Annotated in this window: 19 protein-coding genes, 2 tRNA genes and 2 pseudogenes; 3 read left to right on the plus strand and 20 right to left on the minus strand. The window is 52.6% G+C overall.

Translation table 11 applies throughout. The features are described from left to right. The 3 genes and pseudogenes from J3482_RS22155 to J3482_RS11480 form a co-directional block, all read right to left on the minus strand. Positions 1-239 (minus strand): annotated as a pseudogene (locus J3482_RS22155) (AAA family ATPase); the annotation flags it as partial. A gap of 139 nt (positions 240-378) precedes the next feature. Next, a pseudogene (locus tag J3482_RS22160) lies at positions 379-508 on the minus strand (helix-turn-helix domain-containing protein); the annotation flags it as partial. An 80-nt stretch (positions 509-588) separates the two neighbouring features. After that, positions 589-1,188: a ParB N-terminal domain-containing protein gene (locus J3482_RS11480; RefSeq protein ID WP_206922443.1), complete on the minus strand. Its 600-nt coding sequence runs from the start codon at positions 1,186-1,188 to the stop codon at positions 589-591. Positions 1,189-1,471: 283 nt separating this feature from the next. On the opposite strand from J3482_RS11480, the gene J3482_RS11485 reads away from it, so the two are divergent. Beyond that, complete coding sequence (locus J3482_RS11485; RefSeq protein ID WP_206922444.1) at positions 1,472-1,693, plus strand: type II toxin-antitoxin system HicA family toxin; 222 nt, start codon at positions 1,472-1,474, stop codon at positions 1,691-1,693. Between the two features lie 34 nt (positions 1,694-1,727). After that, positions 1,728-2,207 (plus strand): type II toxin-antitoxin system HicB family antitoxin, encoded by a 480-nt coding sequence (locus J3482_RS11490; protein WP_206922445.1) that lies wholly within the window; start codon positions 1,728-1,730, stop codon positions 2,205-2,207. A 93-nt stretch (positions 2,208-2,300) separates the two neighbouring features. On the opposite strand, the gene J3482_RS11495 is transcribed toward J3482_RS11490, so the two are convergent. Continuing rightward, positions 2,301-2,585, minus strand: a complete 285-nt coding sequence (locus J3482_RS11495) for a hypothetical protein (protein ID WP_236018171.1) — start codon at positions 2,583-2,585, stop codon at positions 2,301-2,303. Between the two features lie 76 nt (positions 2,586-2,661). On the opposite strand from J3482_RS11495, the gene J3482_RS11500 reads away from it, so the two are divergent. Beyond that, positions 2,662-2,895 carry a tyrosine-type recombinase/integrase gene (locus J3482_RS11500; RefSeq protein WP_146823912.1) on the plus strand — a complete coding sequence of 78 codons (234 nt, stop codon included), beginning with the start codon at positions 2,662-2,664 and terminating at the stop codon, positions 2,893-2,895. Between the two features lie 58 nt (positions 2,896-2,953). Here J3482_RS11500 and J3482_RS11505 read toward each other — a convergent pair. The 16 genes from J3482_RS11505 to J3482_RS11580 all read right to left on the minus strand — a co-directional run bounded on the left by J3482_RS11505 (position 2,954) and on the right by J3482_RS11580 (position 18,610). After that, a tRNA-Ile gene (locus J3482_RS11505) sits at positions 2,954-3,030 on the minus strand. Positions 3,031-3,040: 10 nt separating this feature from the next. Then, a tRNA-Gly gene (locus tag J3482_RS11510) sits at positions 3,041-3,115 on the minus strand. 100 nt (positions 3,116-3,215) lie between these two features. Beyond that, positions 3,216-5,171, minus strand: coding sequence for an ABC transporter permease (locus tag J3482_RS11515; protein ID WP_206922446.1), 1,956 nt, complete (start codon positions 5,169-5,171; stop codon positions 3,216-3,218). Next, positions 5,146-5,922, minus strand: coding sequence for an ABC transporter ATP-binding protein (locus tag J3482_RS11520; RefSeq protein WP_206922447.1), 777 nt, complete (start codon positions 5,920-5,922; stop codon positions 5,146-5,148). Before J3482_RS11520 ends, J3482_RS11515 begins: the two co-directional genes overlap by 26 nt. A 131-nt stretch (positions 5,923-6,053) precedes the next feature. Continuing rightward, positions 6,054-7,205, minus strand: coding sequence for a sensor histidine kinase (locus tag J3482_RS11525; RefSeq protein WP_188332310.1), 1,152 nt, complete (start codon positions 7,203-7,205; stop codon positions 6,054-6,056). A 20-nt stretch (positions 7,206-7,225) separates the two neighbouring features. After that, complete coding sequence (locus J3482_RS11530; protein ID WP_188332309.1) at positions 7,226-7,960, minus strand: response regulator transcription factor; 735 nt, start codon at positions 7,958-7,960, stop codon at positions 7,226-7,228. Then, on the minus strand, positions 7,953-8,594 hold the full coding sequence (locus J3482_RS11535; RefSeq protein WP_206917151.1) for a cyclase family protein: 642 nt from the start codon (positions 8,592-8,594) through the stop codon (positions 7,953-7,955). Before J3482_RS11535 ends, J3482_RS11530 begins: the two co-directional genes overlap by 8 nt. Position 8,595: 1 nt before the next feature. Beyond that, a complete protein-coding gene (gene zwf, locus J3482_RS11540) occupies positions 8,596-10,152 on the minus strand; it encodes a glucose-6-phosphate dehydrogenase (RefSeq protein WP_328702248.1) in 1,557 nt (518 codons plus the stop codon). A gap of 215 nt (positions 10,153-10,367) precedes the next feature. Then, positions 10,368-11,511 (minus strand): peptide chain release factor 2 gene (prfB, locus tag J3482_RS11545; protein WP_328702697.1). Its coding sequence is split into 2 segments (ribosomal slippage): positions 10,368-11,432 and positions 11,434-11,511, totalling 1,143 coding nucleotides; the frame shifts between segments, so codons are not numbered across the junction. A gap of 194 nt (positions 11,512-11,705) precedes the next feature. Then, complete coding sequence (gene secA, locus J3482_RS11550) at positions 11,706-14,087, minus strand: preprotein translocase subunit SecA (RefSeq protein ID WP_206922448.1); 2,382 nt, start codon at positions 14,085-14,087, stop codon at positions 11,706-11,708. A gap of 268 nt (positions 14,088-14,355) precedes the next feature. Then, positions 14,356-15,579, minus strand: coding sequence for a glycosyltransferase family 2 protein (locus tag J3482_RS11555; protein ID WP_206922449.1), 1,224 nt, complete (start codon positions 15,577-15,579; stop codon positions 14,356-14,358). After that, positions 15,579-16,388 carry a PleD family two-component system response regulator gene (locus tag J3482_RS11560; protein ID WP_206922450.1) on the minus strand — a complete coding sequence of 270 codons (810 nt, stop codon included), beginning with the start codon at positions 16,386-16,388 and terminating at the stop codon, positions 15,579-15,581. The genes J3482_RS11555 and J3482_RS11560 overlap by 1 nt, the downstream gene beginning before the upstream one ends. 263 nt (positions 16,389-16,651) lie before the next feature. After that, positions 16,652-17,206, minus strand: a complete 555-nt coding sequence (gene hpf, locus J3482_RS11565; protein WP_146823907.1) for a ribosome hibernation-promoting factor, HPF/YfiA family — start codon at positions 17,204-17,206, stop codon at positions 16,652-16,654. A gap of 150 nt (positions 17,207-17,356) precedes the next feature. Then, positions 17,357-17,743: a flagellar protein FlaG gene (locus J3482_RS11570; protein ID WP_206922451.1), complete on the minus strand. Its 387-nt coding sequence runs from the start codon at positions 17,741-17,743 to the stop codon at positions 17,357-17,359. A gap of 106 nt (positions 17,744-17,849) precedes the next feature. Then, positions 17,850-18,233, minus strand: coding sequence for a flagellar export chaperone FliS (gene fliS / locus J3482_RS11575; RefSeq protein ID WP_188332308.1), 384 nt, complete (start codon positions 18,231-18,233; stop codon positions 17,850-17,852). Between the two features lie 17 nt (positions 18,234-18,250). After that, on the minus strand, positions 18,251-18,610 hold the full coding sequence (locus tag J3482_RS11580; RefSeq protein WP_206922452.1) for a hypothetical protein: 360 nt from the start codon (positions 18,608-18,610) through the stop codon (positions 18,251-18,253). Positions 18,611-18,621: the final 11 nt, after the last annotated feature.

The following is an 18,621-nucleotide window of genomic DNA, read 5'->3' on the forward strand; positions in this document are numbered from 1 at the left end:
GCGATGACGAGGTCGTACCGTTCGAACCGGCTTTGAAACTGGCGCAGCGTATGTTCCGTGCGGCTTTCACGCAGTCGGTTCACGAGGATGGGCACAGTCATGAACCACACCTTGTGGCCCTCCTTAATGAAATCGAGGCTCTTTAACAGCTTAAGCTTCTGTTGCGCATCTGGCGGAAGGTCAGGCACAGACAAGTCCTCAAGGTATTTCTTGTACGTGAACTTCGGGTTCGTAACACGCTACCATAACTGATACAGACGCCAGAGTTCTCAAGCTCAGAATGAGCACCGACTTGATACTTGGGCGCCTGGACAATCCCCTCCGTCAATACGCCTATCCTCATTGGATCCTTGGTTCGAATTAACTCCTCCCGCTGCTGCTCATATTCGACGATGTATTTGCGAATCGTCTTTCTATCCATCCCTGTCCTTCTTGCAATCTCCCTTTGAGAAATTCCCTCGTGAAAATAGGCCAGCAGAATCTCCTGCTTCTGCTTCAATCGAATCATCTCCTCAACCACCTCACCGTAGTGAGGCTATCATAGGGTGGGGGAATTTTCGATTGTTCCAGTGGGGTACTTTTAGGCTATCAAATACACTCGTAGAACTCGCGTTCGCTCATGTGGTCGTTTTTGATACTTCCTGCCTCGCCCTGGTAGTTCACGTTGTACGGTGGGTCCGTGCACACCATTTGTGCCTTGTGCCCAGCCATGAGCCGCAAGACATCCTCTCTCCTGGTCGCATCGCCACAGAGCAGCAGATGTCGACCAAAACGCCAGATTACGCCGCGGCGTGTGTTTGGCACCACGATGTCCTCGAGCGCCTCATCCGCGTCGAAGTTGTCATCCCGGATCTCATCCTCGCTGGAGAGAGAGAAGTCAGTCATCAGTTTCTCGATCTCGCCTTCGATCTTGTTGAGTGCGAGATTCAGAGCTTTCTCCCGTGTCTCGTCCAAATCAACGATGACGACGTCTGTCTCCGCAACACCAAGGTCCTGCAGGATTTTCAGGCGTTGATGGCCACCAACCACTTTCCCGGTTCTCTGATTCCAGACAATCGGCTCCACCAGCCCAAATTCCTCGATGCTTCGCTTCAACTTCTCGTATTCAGGGTCCCCAGGCTGAAGATCAATACGGGGATTGTACTCAGCCGGTATTAGGTTTTCGAGCTTCACGGTTTCGATCCGCATCCCAAGTCCTCTCCTAACGGACGCCCGAACGAGCAAAGGTTCGCACGCCCTGACAACGCCTGGTCATAACAAATTAGGCGTCCATCTCGGACGCCCCAGGGGATATTCACCGTTGGTATCATGATAGCGCGTTTTTCGATGCAGAAAATCCAAAAAAACTCACCAAAAACTCTAATGCACGTGCTACGTACAAAGACACACGTGTTTTTACCAGCGCCCAATATTGACACGTGTTTTTACCAGTGTTATTATATAAGTGCCGAAAGGGGGATCGGTTCTATCGATGAAAGAAAAGCCGATAGTGGACAAAAACAAAAGTTACAGTTCGGCGGAAATCATTGCGATCCTCAAGGCGCACGGATGGGAACTGGACAGAATCAAAGGCAGTCATCACTGGTTCGTAAACCCGGACAAAGGGAAGCCCCCAATTCCGGTTCCCCATCCACAGAAAGATGTGCCGTATGGGACTCGGCGCAACATCTTTAAACAAGCGGGTCTTTGGTAAAGAGGCCCGCTCCGAAAGGAAGGGATATAAGAGGATGAGCAAGCTGCCTGACCGTTATGTATATCCTGCGGTGTTTACTTTTGAAGACGATGGCGTGTCCGTTGAATTTCCCGATCTTGAAGGTTGCTTTACCGGCGGCGCTGACTTGATGGAAGCTACACGACTGGCCAAGGACGTGCTCGCTGGTTTTCTCTCCATCCTTGAAGAAGATGGAGATCCAATCCCTCCAGCTAGTACGGGGGAGAACTTTGATGTGGCAGCAAACCAAAGAGTGATGTTAATCGAAGCCTGGATGCCGCCATACCGCGATAACTATATGGATAAGTCCGTTAACAAAACAGTCACTTTACCGCGTTGGCTAAAAACTGCGGCTGAGGAACGGCATGTTAACTTTTCGCGCGTACTTCAGGAGGCTCTTATGCATCATCTGGGCATCGAGGTACCGCGGTTTAGCGACGACGTGACAACAGGATCAAATGACGGTGACTCTTCTCACACGGAACCCGCTGGCTGAAGCACCAGCGGGTTTGTCACTTGCGGTCTGCAACTGGCGACCAAATCACGTTGCTCAGGCAGATCGTTAGTTTTTCCATCACACGGCTCCGAATCACAAAAATATTCTTCTCGCTGTATCCCAATGCCTCAGCGGTTCGCCGTATAGACCACTGCTTGAAGTACCGCACTTCCACAAACGAGCGTTCTTCGTCAGTTCACGTTTAAGCGCCTTGTCAATCGAATCGACAATCATCTGATAATGAGCAATCTGTTCGTGCAGGTCAAGCGCCCGCTTCGATTCGATCCGGTCAATGGCGTACTTTTCGGTCGACGACGAGATGAAGAACGTGCCATGAGACCCTTCAGCCAGGTCGTACCTAGCGGTCATGCTCGGCATGATGTAGTCCAGCTGCTTCTGCAGGTTCCGAATGCCCACCTTGTAGGACCTATAGCACGCAGGTGTCAAGGCCGCATTGACGGCACTCGATCTTCCGCTGGTGACGTTCCATGATTTACGCCACACGCACGCAACATGGCTTTTGGAAAGCGGAGTTGACCTTAAGACGGTGAGTCAACGTTTAGGTCACTCGTCAATCACGGTAACGGCTGACGTGTATAGTCATGTCACGAAGAGATTGCAACGCGAAGCGGTGGGAAAATTGGAAAAAATGATGTCGCACGAACGGGGAGGAAAAGAAGATTTGTAGATCATTTGTAGTTGAAAATAACAAAAACCCTTGATTCACAAGGGTTTTTGGCTTTTTGTGGTGGGCCCACTAGGACTCGAACCTAGGACCAACCGGTTATGAGCCGGCCGCTCTAACCAACTGAGCTATGGGCCCTTGTAAAACTTGGAGCGGAAGACGGGATTCGAACCCGCGACCCTCGCCTTGGCAAGGCGATGCTCTACCCCTGAGCCACTTCCGCATACAGGGAACAGGCTATATTATACGAAAGATGACTAGATATGTAAAGGGGCCCTTCGTAGGAACTGGCTGTCGTCAACAGCCAACCCGCATACCGCGCCTCAGCGGGCGCGGCGTGGGTCGTCGATGTGGAGTTGGCGGGGATACGTAATGCGCGCGGCGATGAAGTAAATCACCATGAACGCGAGATATGCGAGTAACACCGCGAGACTCACTGGCCACAGGCGACCCGGCAAGGCGAGCACGTGACGGAAGTCAATCATGGCAACGATAGCGTGCATGGCCGCCAGCACGAAGGGAAAGAAGAACATGACGCTAAACTCCACGGTCAGCACGCGGCCCAGTTCGCGGTGGGTGATGCCAATGCGGCGGAGGGCTCGAAACTGAATACCGTCCTCCGCCCGGTTGTTCAGGAGTCGGAAATACAACGTATTGCCACAGGCGAGCAACATCATCAGCGAGATGAACATGCCTGAGAAGATCATCGTCGAAAACAAGCCGACAAGCGACTGATCAGTTGGTTCTGCCACATTCACCTGCGACGAGGGGAACTGTTGTTTCATGGTGGCAGGTACCTTCGTCGGATTGGCGACCGTAAACGCATGCGCCGTCCAGATGGACGCGGGCGGTGCGATGGCTTTCAGGTGGCGGAAATCAGCGTCTGACACGACGAGTAGATTGTCGCTGATAGCAGTCGTACCGAAATTAAATGTGCGCTCGCTGATTTGTCTATCGACGACGACCGATGCCGCGTTGTCGCGACCGACGGTCAGCTTTGCTTGTGTGTCGTGAAATTCATTCGGCACCGTCACGGGGAAACTCGCCACGTATAAGGCATGCCCCACTGCGAGCTTCGGTACGTCAGGGTACATGTAGGCGACCTGTTTGTGGGCGGATTGGATAGCCGTCACAAAGCGCTGAAAGGTCGATCTCGACACCACACTTACCGGATACACCCCGCGCTGTCCTGTACCTTTTTGCAGTGTACCAGCGAGCGCGGTTGCGTCCAGTTCCTGTGTCACCTTGGCACCTGAAGCATTTAGTTGATGCGCGAGATCCGCGGATGTATGTGACAATGGATGATTGACGTTGGTCCAGGTCATCACCGCGAACGGCTGGCGGACGACGTCGCCCTGTTTGAGTACCGACAGAAACCCTAACATCGTGCCTGCCCCGGTCATCACCACGGCGGACAATGTCGCGATGACGGTGAGTGCCCTGGCATGGTCTTTCATGCGATAGGCGAGTCGGCTGACCGTCAACAGCGCGACGCCAGTGCGTACGCGCCCACGCAAACGCATGAGTACCCATACCAAAACCTGCGTGTAGATAAGGTACGTCCCGATGACCACGAGGGCGATAATGACCACGAGTCCAATGAGCGTTTCCAATGTCCGCACGCTCTGCGCGATGGCCAAGTAGTACCCGACGGCGACACAGACGACACCCAAGCCCGCGAGAAGAAGCGAAGGGTGGGGGGGTTTTTGGCGGGATCGGCTGCTGAATAGCAGATGCTTCGGACCGCGACGCCGAATGCGAAACGCCATCAAGGCACCCTCAAGCGCGAAGATGAGAATAAACACGATACATGTGACTAACCACGACTTGGCGGGCACAGCGAACGGGATTTCCATAGGCAGTACCAATAAATCGCCGACGGCCAAGAGAAACAGCTTAGTGAATAGAAGTCCGAAAAGAAGTCCCAGTCCAAGCGCGACACCATCAATCATCGCGCTCTCCCGAATCACCATGCGACCCATTTGCTTTGGGGTCATGCCAAGGACTTGCAGGAGGCCAAACTCCTGACCTCGCAATCGCAGCATCGCGGTGTGGAAGTAAAAGATGAAAAACACAGAGAATAAAGCGACGAGCCAACCACTCACCAGCATCACCATTCGGGCGCCTGCGGGCATGTAACCTCCGACGACCGCCGGGTTATACACGAAATTCATAAACATAAACAAAATCATCACGGACACGCTGCTCGACGCGATATACCCGATGTAAAGGCGCTTTTGGCGCACGACATTTTTACGGACGAGTTGGCCGAATGTCATGGCATTTCACCTCCAACACCGACAACGTGTGCAGAATCTCCTGAAAGAACGATTCGCGTGGCCCGTCTCTGTCGAGGCGGCTATAGACCTTACCGTCTTGGATAAAGAACACTCTGTCACTATAGCTCGCCGCAAGTGCATCATGCGTGACCATCAGCAACGTCGTCCCATGGGACTCGTGCAAAGAAGAAAATGTCTCCAAAAGTGTGCGTGCGGAAGCGGAGTCGAGGTTACCCGTCGGCTCGTCGGCCAGCACAATCGCAGGCTGGTGGACAATCGCACGGGCGACGGCCGCGCGCTGCTGCTGCCCACCGGAGACTTCGTATGGATAACGCCTTTGACTCTCCTGGAGTCCCAGCCGAGCCATAACGTCCTCCACTCGCTTGTGTACTTCGCGCGCTGGATATTTGTCAAGCGTCAGTGGGAGTGCCACGTTCTCGGCCAACGTCAGCGTGTCGAGCAGATTGAAGTCCTGAAAGACGAACCCAAGTTTGCGCCGGCGAAACAACGCCAGTGCATCCCCTGACAGCGTTTCGACAGATTGTCCGTCAACCACCAGTTGACCACCCGTCGGCTTGTCGAGCCCTGCCAAAATATTGAGCAGCGTCGTCTTGCCACTGCCGGACGGACCCATGATGGCGACAAATTCCCCCGGCTCAATGGCGAAATCCACACCGTCGAGCGCTCGAACTTGCGCGCCCGGCTCACCTCCGTATACCTTCACCAGCCGATTGGCTGTAAGAATCGGCATATCACTCACTCCTTGTCCTTTTGCCCCCACTCCTACATAGCGACACGGGGACGTGAATGTTGTTGTCCCCATTGTCACACGCGAAGAGCAATTGGCGCCTCGTGCCAACCTTACAGACCGTCGCTTATACCTTACAATTTTGTCACCTCACGACTGGATTCAACGTAAGGCGCGATAAAGGAGGATTTGGGAATGACGACCGACACCGTTGTCCCTTCGTGAAGAACCGATTCCGCGGACAACGTGATACCAAGGCGCTGTGCCGCCTCCGCAGCGAGATAGAGACCCATTCCTGTGGCGCGCGAGTGAGTTCTACCGTTTTCCCCAGTATAAAAAGGCTCAAACATCCGCCGCAGATCTCGCGGATGCATACCAATGCCCTCGTCGCAAAACGTCACACGGATCCATTCGTCGTCTTCCGTTGCAGCAATGACAAATGTGGCCGGCTCGTTCGTAGCGCGCCCAGATGTGTCGACTTTGTACCCATACTGCAAGGCGTTGCGGACGATTTGGTCACAGATGAATCGCAGCCATTTCTCATCGGATGTCACTTCCAGGTGCCCAGGTACGTCGAGGCGGGGATAGATTTTCTGGCGGATCCACGAAGTTTTATGTTCGTTGATAACTTGGCGCAATAACGGCGCCAACGGCAGCCGAACCATGCGCACGTCGAAGGAAAAGGATTGTAACCGCGCCGTGTATAGCATCGTATCTAAAGCCGTTTCCAACTTGGTGAGTTCCGCTTGCATCTCGTCGATAGTGGGTGAGAGCGCCTGCGCGGGCTCAGTGTCCCGCTGTACCGCGTCCGCCAAAAGTTCTTTTGTAAGGAGTCGCAAAACCGTGAGCGGGGTTTTCATCTGATGGGCAAAACGCGTCGTGAAATGCTCATAAAACCGGCGTTTTGATTCCGCCTGCTGCAAATCTTCACGGTATGCAGCCAGATAGGATTCTAGCAACTGGGTGATGTACAGATGTTCGGCAGTTGTCGCGTAGCGCCGCAAACTATCAGCGGCATCCAAAGGTAGATTCGATTGCACAAGTTGCCGCGTCACAACGGAAAGCAAACGCCGCCTGCGAAGATAATGAAAAGCAAAACCCATGATAGAGATGAAAAGTGCGAGCAAAAACCCGTAAAGCGCGTCCGAGACGCTGGCGCGTTGGTGGTGACCTCTGCTCACGCCCGCGAGCCACACCGTGCCGATACCGACGACGAGGCCTAGCACGACGCACATCACCGGTACCCAAATGTCGCGCGCATAGATTCGAATGGGCGATATTCGCATACGTCCTTCCCCACCCATCGTCATCCCAGAGATTCCTCTACCACCAACTGATAGCCGACACCGCGAACCGTGCGAATCACATCTGTCGCACCAAGCTCTGTCAGACGTTTGCGCAACCGCGTCACGTTGACCGTGAGCGTATTGTCGTCCACAAACGTCGTATCATCCCAAAGTGCCGTGAGCAACAAGTCGCGCGACACAACAGCACCCTTTGCTTCCATGAGCGTTCGGAGCAATTCAAACTCTGTCTTCGTCAGGGCTGTCCAATGTCCCTGAAACCCAACCTGCATCTTTCGAACATTCAGTTCAAACGGTCCAAAGGCCAACGACTCTACGGCGTCACGAACAACATCTGGCGCATTGGCGTACGATCCATAAGCTCTGCGAATTTGAGCGCGCAGTTTAGCGACTAGCACGTCCATATCAAAGGGTTTGACGATATAATCGTCGCCGCCGTTTTCCAAAGCGAAGACCTGGTCCATACCTGCGTTGCGTGCCGACACGAAGATGATAGGTGCAACACTCGATTCGCGAATGCGTCGACACCAGTAGAAACCGTCGTACTTCGGCAAGTTGATATCAAGTAAAACAATGTGTGGAGAAATGTCATCTACAGCGCGCGCAATATCCTGCCGGCAATCGAGAAGAACCGGTTCAAACTCGTAACGCACCAATTGGCGAGCTAACGTGCTCGCCAATTGGTCGTCATCTTCGACAACCGCCACCAAGAAAGGCGGGTGCGTGCGTTCAGTCAAGAAAGCCAACACCCTCAAACAGCATCACGCGCGCCGGTGCGGCGTCAATACCCGTCAACTTGAGCGGAGCGGCCACCATGAAGTACTCGCCAGCTGGCACGTTCTTCAACCGCAAACCCTCAATGATGACAATATCTTTGCTCAAGAGCGCAGTGTGCGTCTCATGGCCGGGTTGGGCGCGTTCTACACCCAATCCGTCAATACCGACGCCAGTAATGCCGATATCTGCCAAATACTCCGCGCCATCCTGTGCCAAGTAGATAAACTCGTAGTTGAATTCCTCATCCCACGAGTTTTTCGTCTTGAACAACAAAAACTCGCCTGGTTGCGGTTTGTGCGGTTCAAGATCCGCCCGGCCAATGCCACCCTCGACATCCGTGAGGTCTAACACGCGGCAGTTGCCGACCAACTGCTTCAACTTGACCGTTTCAATTGTCTTACCATCTGGAATCATGTGCAGGGGCGCATCAATGTGCGTCCCCGTATGTGCGTCCATGTGAATGCGCGTTTCGTGACTTGAACCCGTCGAGAAATCAGAGGTCGTCTCGAACCGCGGCCGTTTTTCGTCCTTGTTCTTATAGACCTGCACGCCCTCGTGGATGAGCATGCTCACATCATAAATCGTGCGAGCCATCTTAGTACTTCACCTCCACGGCGTTCGCGCGTTCACGGCTCACCACAGTTTCCACGGACGGGGTTTGATCCCCATACACTGGCCACCACAGCCCTGGGTTCTCCTTGACCAAGTCGTGTGCCGCCTGTGGGCCCCATTCGCCAGCCGCATAAGTGTACAGTGGCACAGCACCAGTGCGGAACGCTTCTGCAATGGGATCAACAAACTTCCAAGCGAGGGACACCTCATCCCAACGCGTGAAGAACGTGGAATCGCCAATCATCGCATCGTGCAACAGGCGCTCGTAAGCTTCTGGAGACTTGTCTGCCGATTGGCTAAACTCCATCGCAATGGGCACCACGACGTTGTCGGTACCCGGGCGCTTCACGTTCAACTGCATGTACATGCCTTCGACCGGGTTGATGCGAATAACCAACAGGTTCGGCCCGAGGTTGCCCGCTTGGTTGAAGTACAAGTGTTTCGGCATGTTGCGGAACTGCACCACAATCTCCGTCGATTTGACCGGCATGCGTTTCCCTGTACGGATGTAGAACGGAACGCCAGCCCAGCGGAAGTTGTCAATAAACAGCTTCGCCGCAACGAACGTGTCGGTTTGCGAGTTTGGCGCAACATTTGGTTCTTCCAAATAACCTGGCACAGCCTTGCCATTCATCTGCCCCGCAGTGTACTGACCGCGCACGACGTAGTTCTTCACTTCATCGACGCTATAGCGACGCAACGAACGAAGGACCTTCACCTTCTCGTCGCGAATCGCTTCCGTACGCAGACGGCTTGGTGGCTCCATGGCCGTCATCATGACCATTTGCAACATGTGGTTTTGAATCATGTCGCGCAGTGCGCCAGACGTCTCGTAGTACGATGCGCGGTCCTCGACACCCACCGTCTCACTTGAAGTGATTTGCACCGATGCAATCGAACGGTTGTCCCAGAGGGGTTCGAACATGGAGTTCGCAAAACGAATGACCTCGATGTTTTGAACCATTTCCTTGCCGAGATAATGGTCAATGCGGTAAATCTCTTCCTCTGCGAACGCCGTTGCCAGTTGGTCGTTCAACTCAGCCGCAGACGCGTAGTCGTGCCCGAACGGCTTCTCGATAATCAGTCGGCGCCAGCCCTTCGTGTCAGCCAGTCCACTCTGCTTCAGATACAGAGCAGTCTCGCCAAAAAAGCGCGGAGCCATGGATAGGTAGAACATGCGATTGCCGCCGTGATCAGCCTTTTGCTCCAATTCGAGCACAAAATCGCGAAGGCGCTCGAAATCTTCCAGACGATCCACATTGCCTTGTACATAGTGGATACGCTTCGCGAACGATTGCCACACCGCGTCCTCAATGTCTTCCTTCACAAATTCCTTCAGTGCTTTATGTACTTCATCGCGGAACGCCTCGTGCGTGTATTGCGAGCGAGCGGTACCGACGATGCTGATACCATCGGCCAACGAGCCCTTACGATGCAATTGATACAAAGCCGGGAAAAGTTTACGGCGTGCAAGATCGCCTGTCGCCCCGAACAATACAAACACATGTGGAGGCAATTGATGGGTTGTCTGATTCTCCACTCCAAATCACGTCCTGTTCTTTGTATATATTTCTGTTTATCATTGTACAACAAGCCAATTTAAACATGCAGAGAAACGGAAAAAGTTTGGTAAGGGCATTAAAAATATAAAGGATTAGAACGACGAAAACAAGTTCGCCACGCTGCGCGAACCGCGCCAAAGACCGCCCGACGTCTTGCCAAGCGGTCATCGCGCGGTTCTTCGTTACCTCTACCTTAACCCTGGTTCGCCTGTTCGCGCGCTTGCTCACGTGCCAGTTGCCAGCGCAGATACGCGTTAATAAACGGATCTAACATCCCATCGACCACCGCGTGAACGTTGCCGATTTCCTCGTTCGTCCGGTGGTCTTTCACCATCGAATACGGGTGGAACACGTACGAGCGGATTTGGCTGCCCCAGCCGATATCCTTTTGCTCCCCGCGCAGTTCCGCCAACTCCGCCTCGCGCTCTTCCCGCCGCTTCTCGGCCAGTCGCGCCTTCAACAAGTTCATCGCGACAGCGCGGTTCTGAATCTGTGACCGCTCACTTTGACAGCTGACCACAATCCCAGTCGGCAAGTGTGTAATGCGCACCGCGGAATCGGTGGTGTTGACGTGCTGTCCACCAGCTCCCGTGGAACGGTACGTGTCAATGCGTAATTCCTCTGGCCGCACCTCGATGTCCGAATTATCTTCGGTGATTTCAGGAATGACGTCGACCGACGCAAACGACGTGTGTCGGCGCCCAGACGAGTCAAACGGCGAGATGCGGACCAGGCGGTGCACGCCCTTCTCCGCTTTTAGATACCCGTACGCATTATGCCCCTTAATCAACAAGGTGACACTTTTGATGCCTGCCTCGTCACCCGGCAGATAGTCAAGAACATCCACTTTATAACCGTGATCTTCCGCCCAACGGGTGTACATACGCAACAAAATCGACGCCCAGTCCTGCGACTCGGTGCCACCTGCCCCAGGGTGCAATTCGAGAATGGCATTGTTCGCGTCATACTCGCCGGAGAGCATCAGCTCTAATTCAAACGAATCCATGCCAGCCTTGAGTTTCGCTGCCAACTCGTTCGCTTCGGCGAACAAGTCCATATCGTTTTCCTCTTGTGCCAATTCCAACGCAACCTCTGCATCGCTATGCAGTTGCGTCATTTCGTTCATCTTTTCCACAACCGACTTCAGCGCGTTGACTTCGGAAATCACCTTCTGCGCTTTCGCTTGGTCATCCCAGAAGTCCGCCGCCGTCATCTGATCTTCTAATGTTGCAATGCGGGTCTCTTTGGCAGCGACGTCAAAGAGACCTCCCGAAGTCCGCTAAACGAGTAGCCATAGTCTTTAAATCTTGGCGAAGCTCGCCAAATGTCTCTGCCACAACTGTCACTCCTTCAAAATCGGCGTTCGGACACAGTTTCGGAGGCGACACCAAACTGGCGCGCCTCCGCTCGGCAACCGAACTGCCTACAAAACGTTGCGTGTGTCATTCATTGTATCAAATCCGGCAAGTTGATGTGCCACGCACATCAACCGCACGAGCGCACGATAGAAGGTTTCGTCTCGTTTGACCGATTAACCACCGACCGAATCGTGCATCTCAATAGGTTGTGGTGCCTGTTGAACCGTCGCCTTGAATACGTAGAGGACAACTTCCTCTTCGATGCTGTGAATCATCGCCTCAAACATCTCAAAGCCCTCACGTTGGTAAATGACGAGCGGGTCAGCTTGGCCATACGAACGCAGGTGGACGCCTTGGCGGAATTGATCCATCGCGTCGATGTGATCCATCCACTTGGAATCGACCGTCCGCAACAACACAAGCCGCTCCAACTGTCGCAAGAACTCACCCAGTTCCTCCTCGCGCGCGTCGTAATTCTCGACGAACAGCGCCATGAGTTTCTCTTGGAGCTCGTCCCGTTCCAGTTTGCGAAGCTCTTCTTCTTGCACCTGCCCCGGTGTCAAGAAATGCCGCTCTGCGTACTGAAGCAGCCCTTTGATATCCCAATCCTCTGGAATCTGCTCCTCGGAGCAATACACATCCAGCATGTGGCTGATGAGATCTTTGCCCATTCCCTCGATAATGCTCCGCAGATTTTCCGTCTCGAGAATCTGGCGGCGCTGCTTGTAAATCACTTCACGCTGCTTGTTCATCACGTCGTCGTAACGGAGGACGTGTTTGCGCGTGTCGTAGTTGTTGCCTTCGACTTTCTTCTGCGCCCGCTCCATCGCGCTCGTCAACATGCGGTGCTCAATTGGCTGATCTTCTTCAAGCCCCAGCCTATCCATCATCCGCTTGATGTTCTCCGAACCAAACAGACGCAGCAAGTCGTCTTCGAGCGACAAGAAGAACTGCGACGAACCCGGGTCCCCCTGGCGCCCAGCGCGACCACGCAACTGATTGTCAATCCGTCGGCTCTCATGTCGCTCCGTCCCGATGATGTGCAAACCGCCTACTTCTGCGACGCCTTCACCGAGCAGGATGTCCGTACCGCGCCCAGCCATATTCGTTGCAATGGTCACCATCCCAGGTTGGCCCGCGAGCGACACGATTTCCGCCTCGCGCGCGTGGTGCTTCGCATTCAACACCTGGTGTGGCACGCCCTTGGCGTGTAACATCTGCGACAGCCGCTCCGACTTGTCCACAGACGTCGTACCGACAAGCACCGGCTGCCCCTTCTCATGCCGTGCTGCTATCTCGTTGACCACCGCGTTAAACTTGGCCGCCTCTGTCTTGTAGATGACGTCTCCGAGGTCTTGGCGGCGAAGTGGGCGGTTCGTCGGGATGGTTACGACATCCATGCCGTAAATCTCGATAAACTCCTTCTCCTCCGTCTTGGCCGTACCCGTCATACCCGACAGCTTGTTGTACATGCGGAAGTAGTTTTGCAGCGTGATAGTCGCCAGCGTCTTCGATTCGTTTTGGACGCGGACGCCTTCCTTCGCTTCAATCGCCTGATGCAAACCCTCGCTGTAACGGCGCCCTTCCATCAAACGACCCGTAAACTCGTCGACAATGCAAATCTCATCGCCCATTACGACATAGTCCTTGTCGCGGTGCATCAGACCATGCGCCTTCAACGCCTGCGTGATGTGGTGCATCAGCGTAACGTTGTCAGGATCAAACAAGTTCTCGACCTTAAAGTATTGCTCGGCCTTATGCACACCCGAATCCGTCAGGTTCGCCGTGCGCATCTTCTCGTCAATTTCATAATCCTCGTCCCTGCGCAAACGGCGGACAAACAAATCGGCGCGGAAGTATAAATCGGCCGATTTCTCCGCAGGACCCGAAATAATAAGCGGAGTCCGCGCCTCGTCGATCAGAATCGAGTCGACTTCGTCGACGATGGCGAAATGGAGTGTCCGCTGTACCATATCTTCGAGCGACATCACCATGTTATCGCGCAGGTAGTCAAACCCAAATTCATTATTCGTCCCGTACGTCACGTCGGCAGCATACGCTTCTCGCTTTTGCTGCGGCGTCATGTCGTGGCCATTATAGCCAACGGTTAAACCGAGAAATCTGTGTACCTGTCCCGTAATTTCCGCGTCGCGCTTAGCCAAGTAATCATTGACCGTCACGACGTGCACGCCCTTGCCCGTCAATCCGTTCAAATACGACGGAAGCGTAGCGACCAAGGTTTTCCCTTCACCAGTCTTCATCTCCGCCACACGGCCTTCGTGCAGAACGATGCCGCCCATCAGCTGTACGTCATAATGACGTTGCCCCAAGACGCGCTTGGCCGCCTCCCGCACAACTGCAAATGCTTCAGGAAGCAGGTCGTCAAGCTTTTCCCCGTTCTCCAGTCGCTGGCGGAACGCCGGTGTCATCGCCTGAAGTTCCTCGTCCGACATATGTTCAAACTGCGCTTCCAGGCCATTGATCTTCTCAATTTTCCGGCGCAAACGTGCAATATCGCGTTCGTTGGAGTTAAATACTTGCTTGAGGAGTCCCACCGAACGGTTACACCCCCATAAAGATTCCTAGAGCCGTCGATCCCCCATCTACGCCCCCACAACTGCATCCATCCGTCAAGTTTCGACAGACAGACGAAGGGACGAGGTGAATCGCAATCAACCTCTAATAACAGATTGTACCGTAGGGGAAGGCAATATCACAACAGGAAGGTGTCACTGGGTACAAAAGTACAGGTTAACTTAATATAACCAGATCATTTCCAATAGCCGAAGTTCCTACCCTACCGCGCTTGACTGCCACCCTCATTTAAAAACGAATGGTCTTGTCCCAAGTGACTTCCGCGTGCGACAAACGATGCTTGATGTGCTTCAGCGACGCGCGAACAAGCAAATAAATCCACATCTGCGCATACGAAAAGTACATCAAGGATACGCCAATGACATTTCGAATGGTTACATTTGAATCGGTCATCAGTGCGCTAAAAATTTGGAGGGAGTACAACAACCAAGATTCGGCCCAAATCAACAACAAAGGTGTTCGAATGTACTCCGTATGTACCACACCAAACAAACCGAGAACAAACCAGACATCAGAAACCAGCAAAAAGAACACAAAACACACGTAAACCAGGAGCGTCTGCAGCGTGTGGATGAGCACTCTGCCCCGAATCCAGCTCGGCGTCCTCAGCGTCTTCTCGATAAGATACAAATTGCCTTGCATCCACCGCGTACGCTGCCGCAACCACACCCGCACAGTTTCCGGCTCTTGTTCCCAAGTGCGGGACTCCGGCACAATCGGCAACAATTTGCCTTTAGCAGTCAACTGCAGCGTCAATTCTGCATCTTCGGCGAGTGCATAGGGATCCCACCCCCCCACATCCAATAAGTCTGACCGCTTAACGAGCATATTGGTTCCCGTCAGAGATCCCAGTTTAAAAAAACACCATCTCCCCGACTGCATCAAAAGTTGAAATGTGGAAAACTCAAGAGAAATCATCCGCGTCAACCAGTTGCGCTGCTCATTGAGCGTTTTCACATACCCCACCGCACCTGCGGCACCAGGTGTTCGAACCGCCGCCTCGACCAACAATTTCAAGGCCTGCGGTTCAGGCTGATTGTCAGCGTCGTAGACCGCCACATAGTCTGACTTGGCGAGAGAGAGTCCATAGTTGAGCACCCGAGACTTCCCTTGAGGACTGCCTGAAGGCACTCGAACATGTTGAATCCTGGTGAATACCTCCGCATACGCATCAGCCACTTCTCCGGTCTCATCCTGAGAATTGTCATTTAACACGTACACAGTCAAGTCACCCGGATACACCAACTGAACCATCGCTCTCAACGTGTTCCCCAAAACTTTCCCTTCGTTGTGAGCCGGTATCAAAACGCTCACACTCGGATAGCTTTCGAGCGCCAAAGAAGACTTAGACGATGCCTTGGCTCGAAATATCGCACCCCCAATAGTCAACACTGTGTAATAGACCAACAGCACCCAAAAGGCGATTGCAATCACGAGTAACGTAATGGTCATTACAGCGCGCTCCGATCTACAAATGTGCCTCGCGGATAATACGCCTCTAGCAGACGGACAATTTCTCCCCGCTGATTAATCAGATGATACGAAGAGATCTCTAACATCTCTGTTGCCTTTGCGTTCAACTGCTCACTCAGCAAATGAAAAAATCTATCCGTTACAATGGACACGCCACGCGCATCCGTGTTCTGAAGCACGAGACCAATCGTGTCATCAGCCAATTTCCCCACAATATCAAACTTACTTCGGACAGATTGCAAAGCAGCTCTTTCCAACTGAGCGACAAGCGTATCCACCAACTGAAAGCTTCTCTGGTCGTTGACCACCCGCAAGAAAAGCACATAAGCGCCTTCTCCGCGCCGCCTCGCGCCAGTATATACATCATCCAGCCGATATTGAAACTCATTCACCGTTAGGACACCCTGAGTCATAGTATATTTTTCTAAACGTTGGACTCTTTCGATAGCCTGGCGATACTGCAAGACCATTCTTCGCGTAAACGTCGCAGTCAACCACGTCGTCGTGTACAACACCGTAATAGCCATGTGCTTTGCAATGAACAGTGCCTGGAGTTCAAGACCCGTTGGTGCAATCCACGAAATCAATACAAATAAAAAACCGACACATGCGATGCCAGTCGATAGAGCAATGAATCCATACATCGGTTTTGCATAGTACGACATCACTGCAAAAGCGACTGCAATGAGTCCCAAGAATATAAAGATCTTCGTTGGGTAAAGCACCGCCAGCAGCAAGATTATCGCTAGCTGAATGGCATAGAGCCCGATAAAAGATAACCGATTCATTATAATGTTCCCCTACCGCGCCGCTATATTTGTAGCAGCGTACGACTCCTGCACATTCATACGCCTCTACGGTGACTCTACTAGTATAAGTCGAATTTTGTCGAAAGAAAAAGTAAATTTGTGCATTTTGTCATCAATGATGTGAAGGGCGAAGTGAGATTCGATAGAACAGACGTGAATATACAACAGACGCCCGCGAGTCGCAGGCGTCTGTAGAATCTTGTATAAATGTCCTTCACTCATACATAAACCACCAGAGGCAATCAACCCTGTGGTTCAATCAAGCCATAATCCCCGTTTTTCCGGCGATAAACGACGTTCACCTCATCCGTTTCGGCATTGGTGAAGACGAAAAAGTCGTGGTCTAGCAAGTCCATCTGCAACGTGGCCTCTTCCACGCTCATCGGTTTAATGGGGAAACGTTTCACGCGCACCACTTTGGGCTCGTCCACTTGGTCTGCTGTATCTGAAAGTCTGCCGTGAAGCGTGGTCTGGCGAATCTGCGTCCGCAACCCTTTCTCGCGAAAACGGCGGTTTACCTTTTCCTTGTAACGCTGTACCTGTAATTCAAGCTTATCCGTAACCAAATCAATGGAGGCATACATGTCTTGCGACTTCTCTTCCGCCCGGAAGATCACGCCATGCACGTACACTGTCATTTCCACGCGATGAAACGTTCCTTCAACGGACATGGTTACATGGATGTCCTTGTCAGCTTCGCCCTCAAACAGCCGCGTAAGCCGTCCAATCTTCTTATCCACATAATCCTGGAGCGCCGAGGTGACAGAAATGTTGTCGCCATGAACTTGAATTTTCATAGACAACTCCTCCTTCGTGTGGATATATTATACCGCAGTTGGGGGAGTTAGAGTAGTCACCGATGTTTGAATTTACAGATATCCATTCCAAACCCACACTTCTCAACAAAAGCTAACGCAAAGCGTGGATGCACCGAACAAACCAAACAATCACGTGCGTACATCCGTAACAAGGCCGTTCGCCTGTTTATGCTCTTTCAGCATACGCATGGCCTCAGGCGGGAACTTGTACACGACCTGTCCAGTCGAATTATCCACCAGATTCATCCATATTTCGTTTGTCGGTGCATCTTTCGCAAATTGCACGCTCAAATTCGGTTGAATCGCGTGCTGTTTCCAATCATCAAGCAATTTATCAAAGGTTGAGGTTGGTTCAGATTTTGCTTTTTCAGCGTTCACTGAACTGGACGCTTCCTCTGGCTGCTCCACCGAAACTGTTGGCGGAGAACCAACAGGGAATCCGTTCTGAATGGGTTCCACATCATTCGGAGTCATACTTGAACTGGAGTTTACGTTGAAAATTGGTTGAATGGTCATTTTGTTCCCACCTTAGCGACTTGCGCGTAGAAGGAACCCGCCTTGGGTGTATGTCGTTGAAAGTCTTGGGCCGCACCGTACGCGCGTCAAGTCAATTCGACTTATCTTAGACCATCGAAGCGCCCAATTGTTTAATAGCTTGTTCCCAAGTATCCCGCAATCCCTTCACGATGGGATATTGCTCCACAATCGGCTGAACGCTCTTTTGGACATTCGCTTCAACCAACTGCCGTAGGAAAAACTCGTATAATTGACGAAGTTGCTTGGACACCTCATACTGCATGTCCAACGTATTGTTCAACTCATTCACGATATTCTGGGCTTTGACTAACTGCGTATGAGCTCGCGCCAAATCACCAGTCTCAATTGCATCTTTCGCAATCTCCAATGCTGATAGCCAGCCGTCATACAACATCACAACCAACTTCTCGTTACTTGTTTGTACCGCAGTTGATTTGTACGCCATTGAGGCACGACTCGCGTAACTCACAACAATCATCCTTTCACTTAAAGTTCGATATCCACCATACGCCCCTGTACAGTAGGCAAAGACGATTTTGCGAAACGCTGCGAAGCAGAGACTTTCGCCATGGCCTGCCGGACACCTTCTCGACGTTCAGAAATCCCAAGAGAGATGCGTGCATTTTGCTGCAGTATTCGCTGAAGCTCATCCGAACAACTGAATAATTCCCGCTTGTCCAGCAGCATCTCAACGACCTCCTGGAATTTTTCAAACGCGGTCTCGCGCTCACACAAACCACGTTCGATAGATTCGAACGAGACGCTGGCGTCCTCCAACTGGGCAAGGATACGTTCACCAATCGACTTCATCTTCTCAATTTGGCTCATCAGTTCTTGCTGACCCACTCAGCGTCTCA

This window comes from Alicyclobacillus suci, from assembly GCF_017329615.1.
GTDB lineage: Bacteria > Bacillota > Bacilli > Alicyclobacillales > Alicyclobacillaceae > Alicyclobacillus > Alicyclobacillus suci.

Coding starts and splice junctions, on each gene's coding strand:
- J3482_RS11485 (WP_206922444.1), top strand. CDS start 1,472: ATGAAAGAAAAGCCGATAGTGGACAAAAACAAAAGTTACAGTTCGGCG.
- J3482_RS11535 (WP_206917151.1), bottom strand. CDS start 8,594: ATGGCTCGCACGATTTATGATGTGAGCATGCTCATCCACGAGGGCGTG.
- hpf (WP_146823907.1), bottom strand. CDS start 17,206: ATGAAAATTCAAGTTCATGGCGACAACATTTCTGTCACCTCGGCGCTC.
- J3482_RS11555 (WP_206922449.1), bottom strand. CDS start 15,579: ATGACCATTACGTTACTCGTGATTGCAATCGCCTTTTGGGTGCTGTTG.
- J3482_RS11570 (WP_206922451.1), bottom strand. CDS start 17,743: ATGACCATTCAACCAATTTTCAACGTAAACTCCAGTTCAAGTATGACT.
- J3482_RS11480 (WP_206922443.1), bottom strand. CDS start 1,188: ATGCGGATCGAAACCGTGAAGCTCGAAAACCTAATACCGGCTGAGTAC.
- J3482_RS11515 (WP_206922446.1), bottom strand. CDS start 5,171: ATGACATTCGGCCAACTCGTCCGTAAAAATGTCGTGCGCCAAAAGCGC.
- J3482_RS11495 (WP_236018171.1), bottom strand. CDS start 2,585: ATGCCGAGCATGACCGCTAGGTACGACCTGGCTGAAGGGTCTCATGGC.
- J3482_RS11525 (WP_188332310.1), bottom strand. CDS start 7,205: ATGCGAATATCGCCCATTCGAATCTATGCGCGCGACATTTGGGTACCG.
- J3482_RS11520 (WP_206922447.1), bottom strand. CDS start 5,922: ATGCCGATTCTTACAGCCAATCGGCTGGTGAAGGTATACGGAGGTGAG.
- J3482_RS11490 (WP_206922445.1), top strand. CDS start 1,728: ATGAGCAAGCTGCCTGACCGTTATGTATATCCTGCGGTGTTTACTTTT.
- J3482_RS11560 (WP_206922450.1), bottom strand. CDS start 16,388: ATGAATCGGTTATCTTTTATCGGGCTCTATGCCATTCAGCTAGCGATA.